Here is a 13,962-nt window from a genome sequence, read left to right on the forward strand (position 1 = left end):
GTCGCCGCGGTACGGGCGTGGCGGGCCTCCCGGCCACCGTGCGCCCGTCGGCGGGTAGCCTCGGGCCTCGTGCACAAGACCCTGATCGTCACGAACGACTTCCCGCCCCGGCCCGGCGGCATCCAGGCCTTCCTGCACAGCATGGCGCTGCGGCTGGACCCCACCCAGGTGGTCGTCTACGCCTCGACCTGGAAGCGGAGCGCGGAGGGGCGCGCGGCCACCGCCGCGTTCGACGCCGACCAGCCGTTCCCGGTGGTCCGGGACCGTACGACGATGCTGCTGCCCACCCCGAGGGTGACCCGGAGGGCCGTCGGCCTGCTGCGCGAACACGGCTGTTCCTCCGTCTGGTTCGGTGCCGCGGCACCGCTCGGCCTGATGGCGCCCGCGCTCCGCGAGGCCGGCGCGCGGCGGATCGTGGCGACCACGCACGGCCACGAGGCGGGCTGGGCGCAGCTGCCGGCCGCCCGGCAGCTGCTGCGGCGGATCGGTGAGGGCACCGACACCCTCACCTACCTCGGCGAGTACACCCGCTCCCGGATCGCCGCCGCGCTGACCCCGGCGGCCGCCTCCCGGATGGTCCAACTCCCGCCCGGCGTCGACGAGAAGACCTTCCACTCCGGCTCGGGCGGCGACGCGGTGCGGGCCCGGCTCGGCCTGGCCGGCCGCCCGGTCGTGGTCTGCGTCTCCCGCCTGGTGCCGCGCAAGGGCCAGGACACGCTCATCGAGGCGATGCCGGCGGTCCTCGCCGCCGTCCCGGACGCCGTCCTGCTGATCGTCGGCGGCGGCCCGTACGAGAAGGACCTGCGCGCGCTGGCACGGGAGAAGGGCGTGGCGGAATCCGTGCACTTCACCGGCGCGGTGCCGTGGGAGGAGCTGCCGGCCCACTTCGGTGCCGGTGACGTCTTCGCGATGCCCTGCCGCACCCGCCGCGGCGGCCTCGACGTCGAGGGGCTGGGCATCGTCTACCTGGAGGCCTCGGCCACCGGGCTGCCCGTGGTGGCGGGCGACTCCGGCGGTGCGCCGGACGCGGTGCTGGACGGCGAGACCGGCTGGGTGGTCCCCGGCGGCTCCCCGACCCCCACCGCCGAACGCCTGGTCACCCTCCTGACGGACCCCGCCCTGCGCCGCACCATGGGCGAGCGCGGGCGCGCCTGGGTGGAGGAGAAGTGGCGCTGGGACCTGCTCGCGGAACGGCTCAAGGAGCTGCTGTAGCCGGGGCCGTACGGGCGCCGCTACGCGAACCGCCGCCGCGGCACACAGCCCCGGCGGCGGATTCCGGCCATGATCCCCAGGGATCTCGTCATCCCCGGTAGATCGCCTCGATCTCCTCCGCGAAGTCCTTGGCGACCACGTTCCGCTTCAGCTTCAGCGACGGCGTGACGTGGCCCGACTCCTCGGTGAACTGGGTGGGCAGGATGCGGAACTTGCGCACCGACTCGGCCTGCGAGACGGCCGCGTTGCCGTCGTCGACGGCCCGCTGGACCGCGGCGAGCAGCTCCGGGTCGGTGGCCAGCTCGGCCGGAGTGCTGCCGGCCGGGTGGCCGTGCTCCTCGGCCCAGCGCGGCAGGAACTCCTCGTCGAGGGTGACCAGCGCGCCGATGAACGGGCGGCCGTCGCCGACGACCATGCACTCGGCGATCAGGGCGTGCGCCCGGATACGGTCCTCGATGACGGCCGGCGCGACGTTCTTGCCGCCCGCGGTGACCAGGATTTCCTTCTTGCGGCCGGTGATGGCCAGATAGCCGTCCTCGTCGAGGGTGCCGAGGTCGCCGGTGTGGAACCAGCCGTCGGACAGCGCCTCTTCGGTGGCCGTGGGGTTGTTCCAGTACTCGGTGAAGAGGTGCTCACCGTGCAGCAGGACCTCGCCGTCGTCGGCGATCCGGACCACCGAGCCGGGCAGCGGCTGGCCGACGGAGCCGATCTTCTGGCGGTCCCAGGGGTTGAACGCGGTGGCCGCGCACGACTCCGTCAGGCCGTAGCCCTCCAGGGCGGTGAAGCCGATGCCGCGGTAGAAGTGGCCCAGCCGGTCGCCGAGCGGCGCGCCGCCGGAGATCGCGTGGGTGGCCCGGCCGCCGAGGACGGCGCGCAGCTTGCCGTAGACCAGCCGGTCGAAGACCTTGTACTTGAGCTTCAGGCCGAGCGGCGGGCCGTCGGGGGTGTCCAGCGCCCGGCTGTACGCGATCGCGGTGTCCGCCGCCTTGTCGAAGATCTTGCCCTTGCCGTCGGCCTGCGCCTTGGCCCGCGCCGAGTTGTAGACCTTCTCGAAGACCCGGGGCACGCCCAGGACCAGCGTCGGCCGGAAGGACGCGAGGTCCTCGGTGAGGTTCTTGATGTCCGGGGCGTGGCCCAGCTTGATCGGGGCCATCACGGAGGCGACCTGCACCAGGCGCCCGAAGACGTGGGCGATGGGCAGGAAGAGCAGGACCGAGGAGTCACCGGTGCGGAAGAGCGGGCGCAGCCGCTCGACGACGTTGCCGCACTCGGCGAAGAAGCTGCGGTGGCTGAGCACACAGCCCTTGGGGCGGCCGGTGGTCCCGGAGGTGTAGACGATGGTGGCGGGCGCGTCCGCGTCGGCGAGGGCGCTGCGGGCGTCCACCTCGTCGTCGGTGAGCCCGGCGCCGGCGGCCCGCAGGCGGGCGATCGCGTCCCGCTCGATCTGCCAGATGTTCTCCAGGTCGGGCAGCCGGTCGCGGACCGATTCGACGGTCGCCTCGTGGCCGGGCGTCTCCACCAGACAGGCCACCGCACCCGAGTCGCCGAGGATCCACTGGATCTGCTCGGCGGAACTGGTCTCGTACACGGGCACGGTGATCGCGCCGGCGCTCCAGATGGCGAAGTCCAGCAGCGTCCACTCGTAACGGGTGCGCGACATCAGCCCCACCCGGTCACCGGGCTGGATGCCGGAAGCCATCAGGCCCTTGGCGGCGGCACGGACCTCGGCGAGGAAGGTGGTGGCGGTGACGTCCTGCCACACGCCGTTCACCTTGCGCCCCATGACGGCAACATCCGGGTGCTGCGCGGCATTTCGGCGGATGAGATCCGTCAGATTGCCGTCCGCGGGGACCTCGTACAGGGCCGGAAGGCTGAACTCGCGCAAGACTGCTGCTCCTCAAAAGCGCCGGCGCCACGACGCTGTGTGCACACCGGCGGCGGTCCATGATCATGCTGGGGGATTGGACTGCCCGGACGTTACCCACCGGTATTGCTTTTGGGATAGGGGTCGCGACCAGATGTTTGATGCGTCACACGCTTGCGGACACGCCATGGGGACTGTTCCGCGCAGACTAGACCAGCGGGTCGGTGACCCGAAAGTAACCGCGGCCCGGTGAACCGGTGGGGGGCCCTGCCCCTCGCTCCGCGGGCGATCTAGGGTGACGCCATGCGCGTGCATGTGGTCAGTGACGTACACGGCAACAGCCGGGACCTGACGGTGGCCGGGGACGGTGCCGATGCCCTGGTCTGCCTCGGCGACCTGGTGCTCTTCCTGGATTACGCCGACCATTCGCGCGGCATCTTCCCCGACCTCTTCGGTGTCGCGCACGCCGACGCCCTCGTCGAACTGCGCACCGCCCGCCGCTTCGAGGAGGCCCGCGAACTGGGCCGCCGGCTCTGGGCCGAACTCGACGCGTCGGGCCGCAGCCGCGAGGCGGTCATCGAGGGCGCGGTCCGCAAGCAGTACGCCGAACTCTTCGCGGCCTTCCCGACCCCCACGTACGCCACCTACGGCAACGTCGACATGCCGCGACTGTGGCCCGAATACGCCGGACCCGGCACCACCGTGCTTGACGGACAGCGGGTGGAGATCGGCGGCCGGGTCTTCGGCTTCGTCGGCGGCGGACTGACCACCCCCATGCGGACGCCGTTCGAGATCAGCGACGAGGAGTTCGCCGCCAAGATCGAGGCGGTGGGCGAGGTCGACGTGTTGTGCACCCACATCCCGCCGGACGTCCCCGAGCTCTGCTACGACACCGTCGCCCGCCGCTTCGAACGCGGCAGCGGCGCGCTCCTGGACGCCATCCGCACCACCCGCCCCCGCTACTCCCTCTTCGGCCACGTCCACCAGCCGCTGGCCCGCCGGATGCGCATCGGCCGCACCGAATGCGTCAATGTCGGCCATTTCAATGCGACCGGTACGCCCTACGTCCTGACCTGGTGAGCCCGGCGGTGGCCGGCTGCGTACGCTCCCGTTTCCCCGCGCGGTAGCCTTCAGCAGCAGAGACAGCACCTTGCGGACACCGCGTGAGCGTCGGCGGACCGGCATGAATCGGCATGGAGGAGTCACGGCGATGGCCGAACACACCAGCTCTAGCATCACGATCGAGGCGGCGCCCGCCGAAGTGATGGGAGTGATCGCCGACTTTGACCGCTACCCGGAGTGGACCGGAGAGGTCAAGGAGGCGGAGGTGCTCGCCACGGACGACCAGGGCCGCGCGGTGGAGGTCCGCCTGCTGCTCGACGCCGGCGCGATCAAGGACGACCACACCCTCGCCTACACCTGGACCGGCGCCGACGAGGTCAGCTGGTCCCTGGTCAAGTCCCAGATGCTGCGCGCCCTGGACGGTTCCTACCGCCTCGCCGCGCTGCAGGGCGGTGCCGCCACCGAGGTCACGTACCAGCTCACCGTCGACGTCAAGATCCCGATGCTCGGCATGATCAAGCGCAAGGCGGAGAAGGTCATCATCGAGCGCGCCCTGGAAGGGCTGAAGCGGCGCGTCGAGAGCCACCCCGACGCCGACCCGGCGGCCGCCGACGAGGCCGCGCCCGCCGACGAGGCCAAGAAGCTCTGAGCGTGCGCACCGTCCTCGTCACCGGCCCCGGCGGCGCGGGCCGCACCACGCTCGCCGCCGCGACCGCCCTGGCCGGCGCCCGGCAAGGCGCCCGGGCCCTGCTGCTCACCACCGAGGGCGGCGCCTGCGAAACGGTGCTGGGCACCCCCCTCGGCGCCGAACGGCCCACCGCGATAGCGCCCGGCCTGCACGCCCGGCGCATCGACCCCGGCGACCGCTTCCGCCAGGAATTCCTCGCCTTCCAGGAGCGTGCCGGTGCCGCCCTCGACCTGCTGGGCGCCGCGCCCCTCGACGAGGACGAACTGACCGAACTCCCCGGCGCCGAGGACTTCGCCCTGCTCCAGGCACTGCGCGCCGAACACGCCTCGGACGACTGGGACCTGGTCGTCGTCGACATGCCCTCGGCGGCCGAAACGATCCGGCTGCTGGCGCTCCCCGCCCAGGTCCGGCGCTACCTCCGCCGGCTGCTGCCGCCCGAGCGCCAGGCCGCCCGCGCGCTGCGCCCGGTCCTCGCCCAGCTCGCCGGCGTCCCGATGCCGGCCCAGAAGCTGTACGACGCCGCCGGCCGCTGGGAGACCGAACTCGCCGCCGTCCAGCAGGTGATCGACGACCCCGGCACCTCCGTCCGCCTGGTCACCGAGGCCGGCCCGGTCGCCGCCGCCAACCTGCGCACCATCCGCGCCGGCCTGGCCCTGCACGGCCGCCGCACCGACGGCGTGGTCGTCAACCGGCTGCTGCCCACCGGCTCCGCCGACCCCTTCCTCGCCGCGCTCTCCGGCAGTCAGCAGACCGCCCTCAAGGCGCTCCGCGAGGAGTTCCCCGACGTCCCCGTCCACGAGGTGCCGCACCTCGGCCGCGACCCCCAGGGCGTCGCCGAGCTCGACGAGTTGATCGGCGGACCGGACCGCGGGATCGGCATCCCGGCCCCCGCCGCGGCGGACCGCCGCGACCCCTGGACCGTCGAGGACCGGCTCGCCACCGACGGCATCCTGGTCTGGCGGGTGCCGCTGCCCGGTGCCGAGCGCCGGGGCCTCGGCCTGGTGCGGCGCGGCGACGAAATCGTGGTGACGGTCGGCCGCTTCCGGCGGATCCGCACCCTGCCCTCCGCGCTGCGCCGCTGCTCCGTCTCCGGTGCCGGCCTCCGCGACGGCGTGCTCGACATCCGCTTCACCCCGGATCCCGACCTGTGGCCCAAGAGCGACTGAACGCGGTACCACCGTTCGGGTAACGTCGGGGGTGGGCCAGGAGCCCGTCCCGACTCGCCGTACCGCCCCGCCGCAGCAGTCCACGGAGTTCATCATGAGCGATGCCACCGAGCGCCCAGCCGACCGCGCGGCCGGGCCCGACGCCGACGCCTGGGAGGCCGCCTGCGCCGAGGACCTCGCCGCGGAGAAGGCCCGCCGCCGGACCGAGTACGGCCCCCAGCCGGGCAGCGCCGCCGAGGAACTGCGCAAGCTCGCCGAGGCGGTCACCGGCAAGCTCGCCGGCATCCAGCTGCCCGGCGCGCTCGGCGGGATGGCCGCGCAGAGCGCCGTGAGCCAGCTCTTCAAGCAGGCCCGGGCCGCCGTCGAACCGGTCATCGAGCGCAACCCCGACGTCTTCGACCACCTCGCCGCGGCCGGCTCCGAAATCGTCGCCGCCTACCGCTCCGCCGTCGAGCGCAGCGAGCGCCGCTGGACCCGCGACGACCTCACCGACCGGCCCGGCACCGGCCGCGCCGACGACCCGCGGGACGACGACGGTCCCACCGGCACCGAGCGAATCGATCTCGACTGACCCGGGCTCCGGTACGGTGGGTCCCGGCGGGGTTCGAGCGAAAAACTGAGGGACACATGGGACTCACCATCGGCGTCGACATCGGCGGCACGAAGATCGCGGCCGGCGTGGTCGACGAAGAGGGTTCGATCCTTGAGACGTGCAAGGTACCGACCCCGCAGGCCACCGATGCCCTGACCGAGGCCATCGCGGACGCGGTCCGCACGGTAGGTGCCGGGCACCACATCGAGGCGGTGGGGATCGGGGCCGCGGGCTACGTCGACGAGAAGCGCGCCACGGTCCTGTTCGCACCGAACATCGACTGGCGCCACGAACCGCTCAAGGACAAGGTCGAACAGCGCGTCGGCCTCCCCGTCGTCGTCGAGAACGACGCCAACGCCGCCGCCTGGGGCGAGTACCGCTTCGGTGCCGGCCAGGGCCACAGCGACGTCATCTGCATCACGCTCGGCACGGGCCTCGGCGGCGGCATCATCATCGGCAACAAGCTCCGCCGCGGCCGCTTCGGCGTCGCCGCGGAGTTCGGCCACATCCGGGTCGTGCCGGACGGCCTGCTGTGCGGCTGCGGCAGCCAGGGCTGCTGGGAGCAGTACGCCTCCGGCCGCGCCCTGCTGCGCTACGCCAAGCAGCGCGCCTTCGCCACCCCCGAGAACGCCACGGTGCTGCTCTCGCTCGGCGACGGCACCCCCGACGGCATCCAGGGCAAGCACATCAGCGCCGCCGCCCGTCAGGGCGACAAGGTCGCCATCGACTCGTTCCGGGAGCTGGCCCGCTGGGCCGGTGCCGGCCTCGCCGACCTGGCCTCGCTGTTCGACCCGTCGGCCTTCATCGTCGGCGGCGGGTCTCGGACGAGGGCGAACTGGTCCTCGAACCGATCCGCAAGTCGTTCCGCCGCTGGCTGGTCGGCAATCAGTACCGGCCGCACGCCCAGGTCCTCGCCGCCCAGCTCGGCGGCAAGGCCGGACTGGTCGGCGCGGCCGACCTGGCGCGCCAGGGCTGACCCGCGGTGGTGGCCGAGCACCCCGGACTCCCGGCGTCCGGCACCGAGGAGGACGCCGTACGGGTCCGCGTGCTCAGCTACAACATCCGCTCGATGCGCGACGACCGGGCGGCGCTGGCCAGGGTCATCCGGGCCTGCGCCGCCGATCTCGTGCTGATCCAGGAGGCGCCGCGGTTCTTCCGCTGGCGCAAGGCCGCCGAGCGGCTGGCCCGCTCGGCCGGCCTGGTGTACGTCACCGGCGGCGGGACGACCGCGGGCCCGATGATCCTCGCCACGCTCCGCGCCCACGTGGAGCGCACCGAGGACGTCCTGCTGCCCCGCACCCCCGGCCTGCACCAGCGCGGTCTCGCCACCGCCGTGGTGCGGATCGGCGGGGCCCGGCTCGGCGTCGTCAGTACTCACCTCAGCCTCGCCGACCGGGAGCGGTACGAGCAGGCCGGGCTGCTGCTGGAGCGGCTGGCCGCCCTCGGGACGCGGCACGCGGTCGTCGGCGGGGATCTGAACGACCGGCCGGACGGCCGCAGCTTCCGGCGGCTGGCGGACCGGCTCACCGACGCCTGGGCGGCCGAGCCGTGGGGCGGGGAGTTCACCTCCACGCCCCACGAGCCGGTGCAGCGCATCGACGCCGTCCTCACCACGGACGGCGTCGAGGTGCTGGGCTGCGGGGTGCCGCACGGACTCCCCGGTGTACGCGAGGCCGATCTGCTGGCAGCCTCGGATCACCTGCCGGTGCTGGCCGCGCTGCGGGTGCCGGCCGGGGACTGACTCAGACCACCGCGCCGCCGCCCGGCGGCCGGTCGTCGTCCTCGTCGTCGTTCTTCATCCGGGCCACGAGCGTGGCGAAGCCGCCGAGGAAGCCGCCGATGCCCAGGACCGTGCTCCACCACGTCACCGGCTGCTGGAAGATCACCAGGGCGATCAGCAGCAGCGGGCCGCCGAGCACCGCGATCCAGGCGAACTTGCTCGTGACGTCGGCCTTCGGCAGCGGCGGCGGCTCGGGCGGGGTGAAGTGGCCCTCGTCGGTCTCGTCGAAGTCGTCGTCGGACGGTTCGGCGGCGGCCCAGTCCCGCGGGCCGACGCCCGGTGCGTAGACCACGAAGCTGCCCGGGCGGTCGGTGCCGGCCTTCCCCGGGTCCCCGGGCCCGCCCTTGTGGTCCTTGGCCCCGCCGCCCTCGTCGGTCCCCTTGGCGGGCGCGTCGTCGTCCGCCGGGATCGACGGCTGCTCGCCGTAGCCCGCGACGATCTCCGCCCAGGCGGCTTCCTCGTCCAGCGGGTCCCGGGGGTCGCGGGGGCTACGCTCCGCCACTGGCCGCCGTCCCCTCCGGGGCCGCGTCCACGGCGTCCGCCCCCGCCTGCGGGGCCAGCCGGGAGATGAAGGCGAAGGTGTCCTCGAAGATCTTCTCCGCGTCGTGGTCGAGCGGGGCGACGTGGTAGCTGCGCTCCAGCAGGGTCTGCCGGACGTCCGTCGAGGAGACCCGGGCGAGGATCCGCTCGGAGTCCACCGGCGGGACGATGTGGTCCTGCGGACTGGTCATCACCAGCAACGGCTGGGTGACGGCCGGGAGTTCGGAGTCCACCTGCTGGAAGAACCGGCGCAGGGAGTACGCGGCGTGCAGCGGCACCCGGGCGTAGGCCAGCTCCTCGGCGCCGGGCTTGGCGATGTCGTTGGACACGCCCTTGGTCGTGCGGACCAGATGGCGCAGCACCGGAAGCAGCGGCGCCGCGGCATCATGGACCTTGTTGGCCGGGTTGACCACGACCACCCCGCTGACCGCGGCGCCGTGTTTGGCGGCCAGCCGGAGCGCCAGCGCGCCGCCCATCGACAGGCCGCAGACGAAGACCTGGGAGCAGCGCTCGGTCAGCGCCCGCAGTTCGCGGTCGACCTCGGCGTACCAGTCCTGCCAGGTCGTGATCTGCAGGTCCTGCCAGCGGGTGCCGTGACCGGGCAGCAGTGGAAGGGAGACGGTCAGCCCCCGGTCGGCCAGATGTTCGGCCCAGGGGCGCAGGGACTGGGGGAGCCGGTGAAGCCGTGGCACACAAGGACGCCGACCTCTCCGCCGTCACGGCGGAACGGCTCGGCTCCGGGAAGGAGCGGCACCGGGGGACTCCGTTCGATGAGGGGACCTGGCGAGTTACCTCAGGGTACGCAAAGTGACGGCGGGCGGATAGGTCCGACGGCGCGTGCGGCCCGGCCGGTCCGCCGGTAGTCCCTCATCTCCGTCCGACGGCGCCCGCGGGCCCCACAGGCGTCCCGCAAGCGGGCGTGCACCAGCTGCCGGAGCCCTTGAACGCCCGGCCGGGACGAGCGTGCCACCCGGGCAGGTTAAGGTCTTTGCGTCACACACAGGAGGCAGTCGGTTGATCTACGGCGCAATGAAGTTTTCCCTCGGCGGGTCGCTGAAGCTTGCCTTCAGGCCCTGGGTGGAAGGCATCGAGAACGTTCCCGCCGAGGGTCCGGCGATCCTCGCGAGCAACCACCTGTCCTTCTCGGACTCGTTCTTCCTGCCCGCGGTGCTCGACCGCAAGGTCACCTTCATCGCGAAGTCGGAGTACTTCACCTCCCCGGGCGTCAAGGGCAAGCTGACCGCCGCGTTCTTCAAGGGCGTGGGCCAGCTGCCGGTGGACCGCTCGGGCGCCCGCGGCGCGGGCGAGGCGGCGATCAAGAGCGGCATAGAGGTCCTCAAGCGCGGTGAGCTGTTCGGCATCTACCCGGAGGGCACCCGCTCCCCGGACGGCCGGCTCTACCGCGGCAAGCCGGGCGGTCTGGCCCGGGTGGCGCTGGCCACCGGCGCGCCGGTCATCCCCGTGGCGATGATCGACACCGAGAAGGTGCAGCCTCCGGGCAAGGTCGTGCCGAAGATGATCCGGCCGGGGATCCGCATCGGCAAGCCGCTGGACTTCACCCGCTACCAGGGCATGGAGGGCGACCGCTTCATCCTGCGGTCGGTCACCGACCAGGTCATGTACGAGATCATGAAGCTCTCCGGCCAGGAGTACGTGGACATCTACGCGACCGCCGCCAAGCGGCAGATCGCGGACGCGGCGAAGGCCGCGGAGGCGAAGAAGAAGGCCGAGGCGGAGCAGGCCAAGAAGGCCGCCGCCGAATAGGCCGACGAAGACGGGCAGGGCCGAGGCCGGGCGCGGATCGTGTCCGGTGAGGGGTGGGGGCCGGCAATGACGGATGCGGACATACGGACGGTGACCGGCGGCATGGCCGCCGCCCGGCGCCACGGCAAGCGCCCTCCGAGGGTGCTGCGGATGTCCGTCGAGCTGCCGCTGTGGCGTGCGCTCACCGGCTACCGGATCCTCACCCTCCTCTACGTCCTGGTCCTGGTGGCGATGTCGTACCGCAAGTACGAACACCCGCTGGGCGCGGCCGCCTACATGGGCGCGCTCACCCTCTGGATGGCGCTGACCTGGCGGCGGACGACCTCGCCGGAGCGCTGCACCCGCCGGTTCCTCGTCGGCGACCTGAGCTTCGCGGCGGGCGGCATCCTGCTCACGACGCTGGTCGACAGCCACGCGCGCATCATGGGCGGCTCGCCCACGCTGCCCTCCATCTGGGCGGCCGGCGCCGTCCTCGGCTTCGCGATCAAGGGCGGCTGGCGCTGGGCCGCGGTGGCCTCCAGCGTGGTGGCGGCCGCCAACCTCGTCGAACGCGAGGTGCTGGCCCGCGACACCATCCACAACGTGATCCTGGTGTGGGTGGCCAGCGTCGGCATCGGCTACGTCGTCGAGGTCGCCCGGGCCAGTGAACGCACCCTCGCCCGGGCCCTGCAGGTCGAGGCCGCCACCCGCGAACGGGAGCGGCTGGCCCGCGACATCCACGACAGCGTGCTGCAGGTCCTGGCGATGGTGCAGCGGCGCGGTGCCGCGATCGGCGGCGAGGCGGCGGAGCTGGGCCGGATGGCCGGCGAGCAGGAGGTCGCGCTGCGCACCCTGGTCTCCGGCGGCCCGGTGTCGCGGCCGGCCGGCCCGGCCCTGGCGCCGACGCCGGCCGCGGTGCCGGTGCCGCCCCCGCCGCCGGCCGCCGGCGGGCCCTGTGACGTCCGGGCGCTGCTCGCGCCGTACGCGGGGGCCGGGGTGACCTTCTCCGAGCCGGGCGCCCCGGTCGAGCTGCCGGCCGCCGCGGCGGCGGAGCTCGCGGCCGCTGTCAGTGCCGCGTTGGACAATGTGCGGGTCCATGCGGGGGACGGCGCCCAGGCATGGATCCTGGTGGAGGACGAACCGCACGCGGTGATCGTGACGGTCCGCGACGACGGCCCTGGCATCCCCGAGGGCCGCCTCGCGGACGCCGAGCGCGAGGGCCGCCTGGGGGTGGCCCTGTCGATCCGCGGCCGGCTGCGGGACCTCGGCGGCACCGCGGAATGGGTCTCGGTCCCCGGCCAGGGCACGGAAGTGGAGTTGACGGTCCCCAAGGGCACGGCGCCCGAGGGCGGAAGGCGGGGGAAGACCCGGGCATGACGGAGCAGACGGGCCTGAAGGTGATGGTGGTCGACGACCACCCGATGTGGCGCGACGCGGTCGCGCGGGATCTGGCCGAGGCCGGGTTCGAGGTCGTGGCGACGGCCGGTGACGGCCTCCAGGCGGTCCGCCGCGCGCAGGCCGCCTCGCCCGACGTACTGGTGCTGGACCTCAATCTGCCGGGCCTGCCCGGCGTACGGGTCTGCAAGGAGCTGGTCGGCGCCAATCCGGCGCTGCGGGTGCTGGTGCTGTCGGCGAGCGGGGAGCACGCCGATGTGCTGGAGGCGGTCAAGTCCGGTGCGACCGGCTATCTGCTGAAGTCGGCGAGCACCGAGGAGCTGCTGGACGCGGTGCGGCGCACGGCCGCCGGGGACGCGGTGTTCACCCCGGGCCTCGCGGGCCTGGTGCTCGGCGAGTACCGCCGGCTGGCCACGGAGCCGGCCCCCGCGACCCCGGACGAGCCGGGCGCCCCGCGGCTGACGGAGCGGGAGACCGAGGTGCTGCGCCTGGTCGCCAAGGGCCTCTCGTACAAGCAGATCGCCGAGCGGCTGGTCATCTCGCACCGCACGGTGCAGAACCACGTCCAGAACACCCTCGGCAAGCTGCAGTTGCACAACCGCGTCGAGCTGGTGCGGTACGCCATAGAGCGCGGCCTCGACGAGGGCTGAGCCGCGCCCGGGCCGGCGCTCCGGAGGGGGAGACCGCGGCCGGGCATGATCGATCCGCTCGTACGGGTGAAGACGGGGTGTCAACTCCCCCAAAAATCACCGGAATCGCCGCTTCCGGCATCCCGGAGTGACCCAGATCACCATTAGCGTGACCGGCGTCAGCTCAACCACGGCCGTGCGCGGCCACTGACGGGATGTAGGTGATTGCAGCGATGCGGGTCGGAGTACTGACCGGCGGCGGCGACTGCCCCGGACTGAACGCGGTGATCAGGGCGATCGTCCGCAAGGGCACCCAGGAATACGGCTACGACTTCCTCGGCTTCCGGGACGGCTGGCGCGGGCCGCTGGAGAACGACACGGTGCCGCTGGACATCCCGGCGGTGCGCGGCACCCTGCCCCGCGGCGGCACGATCCTCGGCTCCTCGCGGACCAACCCCTTGAAGGCCGAGGACGGCGTCCGCCGGATCAAGGAGACCCTCGCCAAGCAGGAGGTCGAGGCGCTGATCGCGATCGGCGGCGAGGACACCCTGGGCGTGGCGACCCGGCTGTCCGGCGAGTTCGGCGTCCCCTGCGTCGGCGTCCCCAAGACCATCGACAACGACCTCTCGGCCACGGACTACACCTTCGGCTTCGACACCGCCGTGGGCGTCGCCACCGAGGCCATCGACCGGCTGCACACCACCGCCGAATCGCACATGCGGGTCCTGGTCGTCGAGGTCATGGGCCGGCACGCCGGCTGGATCGCGCTGCACTCCGGTCTCGCCGGCGGCGCCAACGTCATCCTCATCCCCGAGCAGCGCTTCGACGTCGACCAGGTCTGCGGGTGGATCCAGTCCCGCTTCAAGGTCCGCTACGCGCCGATCGTGGTGGTCGCCGAGGGCGCGATGCCCAAGGACGGCCAGATGGTGCTCAAGGACGACTCCAAGGACTCCTTCGGTCATGTCCGGCTCTCCGGCGTGGGGGAGTGGCTGGCCAAGGAGATCGAGTCGCGCACCGGCAAGGAGGCCCGGACCACCGTCCTCGGCCACACCCAGCGCGGCGGTACGCCCAGCGCCTTCGACCGCTGGCTGGCCACCCGCTTCGGGCTGCACGCCATCGAGGCGGTGCACGACGGCGACTTCGGCACGATGGTCGCGCTGCGCGGCACCGACATCGTCCGGGTGCCGATCTCCGAGGCGACCGCCAAGCTGAAGACCGTCGACCCGGCGCTCTACGCCGAGGCCGGGGTGTTCTTCGGCTGACCACGGCCGCCGTCCCTCCGGGCGGCACC

The 13,962-nt window shown here is 73.0% G+C and carries 12 protein-coding genes and 2 pseudogenes; 11 read left to right on the forward strand and 3 right to left on the reverse strand.

Annotated elements, in window-relative coordinates; genetic code table 11:
• Positions 1-69: 69 nt before the first annotated feature.
• Positions 70-1,212, forward strand: coding sequence for a glycosyltransferase family 4 protein (locus OJ254_RS17440; RefSeq protein WP_265363072.1), 1,143 nt, complete (start codon positions 70-72; stop codon positions 1,210-1,212).
• 88 nt (positions 1,213-1,300) lie between these two features.
• On the opposite strand, the gene OJ254_RS17445 is transcribed toward OJ254_RS17440, so the two are convergent.
• Positions 1,301-3,097, reverse strand: coding sequence for an AMP-dependent synthetase/ligase (locus OJ254_RS17445; RefSeq protein ID WP_265363073.1), 1,797 nt, complete (start codon positions 3,095-3,097; stop codon positions 1,301-1,303).
• 282 nt (positions 3,098-3,379) lie between these two features.
• On the opposite strand from OJ254_RS17445, the gene OJ254_RS17450 reads away from it, so the two are divergent.
• The 6 genes and pseudogenes from OJ254_RS17450 to OJ254_RS17475 all read left to right on the forward strand — a co-directional run bounded on the left by OJ254_RS17450 (position 3,380) and on the right by OJ254_RS17475 (position 8,325).
• Positions 3,380-4,156 carry a metallophosphoesterase family protein gene (locus OJ254_RS17450; RefSeq protein WP_265363074.1) on the forward strand — a complete coding sequence of 259 codons (777 nt, stop codon included), beginning with the start codon at positions 3,380-3,382 and terminating at the stop codon, positions 4,154-4,156.
• 130 nt (positions 4,157-4,286) lie between these two features.
• A complete protein-coding gene (locus OJ254_RS17455) occupies positions 4,287-4,787 on the forward strand; it encodes an SRPBCC family protein (RefSeq protein ID WP_265363075.1) in 501 nt (166 codons plus the stop codon).
• Positions 4,788-4,789: 2 nt separating this feature from the next.
• On the forward strand, positions 4,790-5,992 hold the full coding sequence (locus OJ254_RS17460) for an ArsA family ATPase (RefSeq protein ID WP_265363076.1): 1,203 nt from the start codon (positions 4,790-4,792) through the stop codon (positions 5,990-5,992).
• A 94-nt stretch (positions 5,993-6,086) separates the two neighbouring features.
• Complete coding sequence (locus OJ254_RS17465; RefSeq protein ID WP_265363077.1) at positions 6,087-6,563, forward strand: DUF5304 domain-containing protein; 477 nt, start codon at positions 6,087-6,089, stop codon at positions 6,561-6,563.
• A gap of 56 nt (positions 6,564-6,619) precedes the next feature.
• Positions 6,620-7,560: pseudogene (locus OJ254_RS17470) on the forward strand (ROK family glucokinase).
• Between the two features lie 9 nt (positions 7,561-7,569).
• Positions 7,570-8,325 (forward strand): endonuclease/exonuclease/phosphatase family protein, encoded by a 756-nt coding sequence (locus OJ254_RS17475; protein WP_265365203.1) that lies wholly within the window; start codon positions 7,570-7,572, stop codon positions 8,323-8,325.
• Between the two features lies 1 nt (position 8,326).
• Here the strand turns inward: OJ254_RS17475 and OJ254_RS17480 are convergent, their stop codons facing one another.
• Positions 8,327-8,866 (reverse strand): hypothetical protein, encoded by a 540-nt coding sequence (locus tag OJ254_RS17480; protein WP_265363078.1) that lies wholly within the window; start codon positions 8,864-8,866, stop codon positions 8,327-8,329.
• Positions 8,853-9,658: pseudogene (locus OJ254_RS17485) on the reverse strand (alpha/beta hydrolase). The gene OJ254_RS17480 and the pseudogene OJ254_RS17485 overlap by 14 nt, the downstream one beginning before the upstream one ends.
• 275 nt (positions 9,659-9,933) lie before the next feature.
• Here OJ254_RS17485 and OJ254_RS17490 point away from each other — a divergent pair.
• The 4 genes from OJ254_RS17490 (at position 9,934) to OJ254_RS17505 (ending at position 13,933) form a co-directional block, all read left to right on the forward strand.
• Entirely contained in the window at positions 9,934-10,668 is a 735-nt protein-coding gene (locus OJ254_RS17490; protein ID WP_261957161.1) for a lysophospholipid acyltransferase family protein, read from the forward strand.
• A gap of 66 nt (positions 10,669-10,734) precedes the next feature.
• A complete protein-coding gene (macS, locus tag OJ254_RS17495; RefSeq protein WP_423835916.1) occupies positions 10,735-12,024 on the forward strand; it encodes a MacS family sensor histidine kinase in 1,290 nt (429 codons plus the stop codon).
• Positions 12,021-12,692 (forward strand): response regulator, encoded by a 672-nt coding sequence (locus tag OJ254_RS17500; RefSeq protein ID WP_265363079.1) that lies wholly within the window; start codon positions 12,021-12,023, stop codon positions 12,690-12,692. The genes macS and OJ254_RS17500 overlap by 4 nt, the downstream gene beginning before the upstream one ends.
• A 212-nt stretch (positions 12,693-12,904) precedes the next feature.
• Entirely contained in the window at positions 12,905-13,933 is a 1,029-nt protein-coding gene (locus OJ254_RS17505; protein WP_265363081.1) for a 6-phosphofructokinase, read from the forward strand.
• The last annotated feature ends 29 nt before the right edge of the window (positions 13,934-13,962 follow it).

Source organism: Streptomyces endophytica, from assembly GCF_026153355.1.
Classification (GTDB): Bacteria; Actinomycetota; Actinomycetes; order Streptomycetales; family Streptomycetaceae; genus Streptomyces; species Streptomyces endophytica.

Bases quoted from the DNA above. Each gene is read 5' to 3' on its own strand.
- OJ254_RS17450 (WP_265363074.1), top strand. From the start codon at position 3,380: ATGCGCGTGCATGTGGTCAGTGACGTACACGGCAACAGCCGGGACCTG.
- OJ254_RS17455 (WP_265363075.1), top strand. From the start codon at position 4,287: ATGGCCGAACACACCAGCTCTAGCATCACGATCGAGGCGGCGCCCGCC.
- OJ254_RS17465 (WP_265363077.1), top strand. From the start codon at position 6,087: ATGAGCGATGCCACCGAGCGCCCAGCCGACCGCGCGGCCGGGCCCGAC.
- OJ254_RS17490 (WP_261957161.1), top strand. From the start codon at position 9,934: ATGAAGTTTTCCCTCGGCGGGTCGCTGAAGCTTGCCTTCAGGCCCTGG.
- macS (WP_423835916.1), top strand. From the start codon at position 10,735: ATGACGGATGCGGACATACGGACGGTGACCGGCGGCATGGCCGCCGCC.
- OJ254_RS17500 (WP_265363079.1), top strand. From the start codon at position 12,021: ATGACGGAGCAGACGGGCCTGAAGGTGATGGTGGTCGACGACCACCCG.
- OJ254_RS17505 (WP_265363081.1), top strand. From the start codon at position 12,905: ATGCGGGTCGGAGTACTGACCGGCGGCGGCGACTGCCCCGGACTGAAC.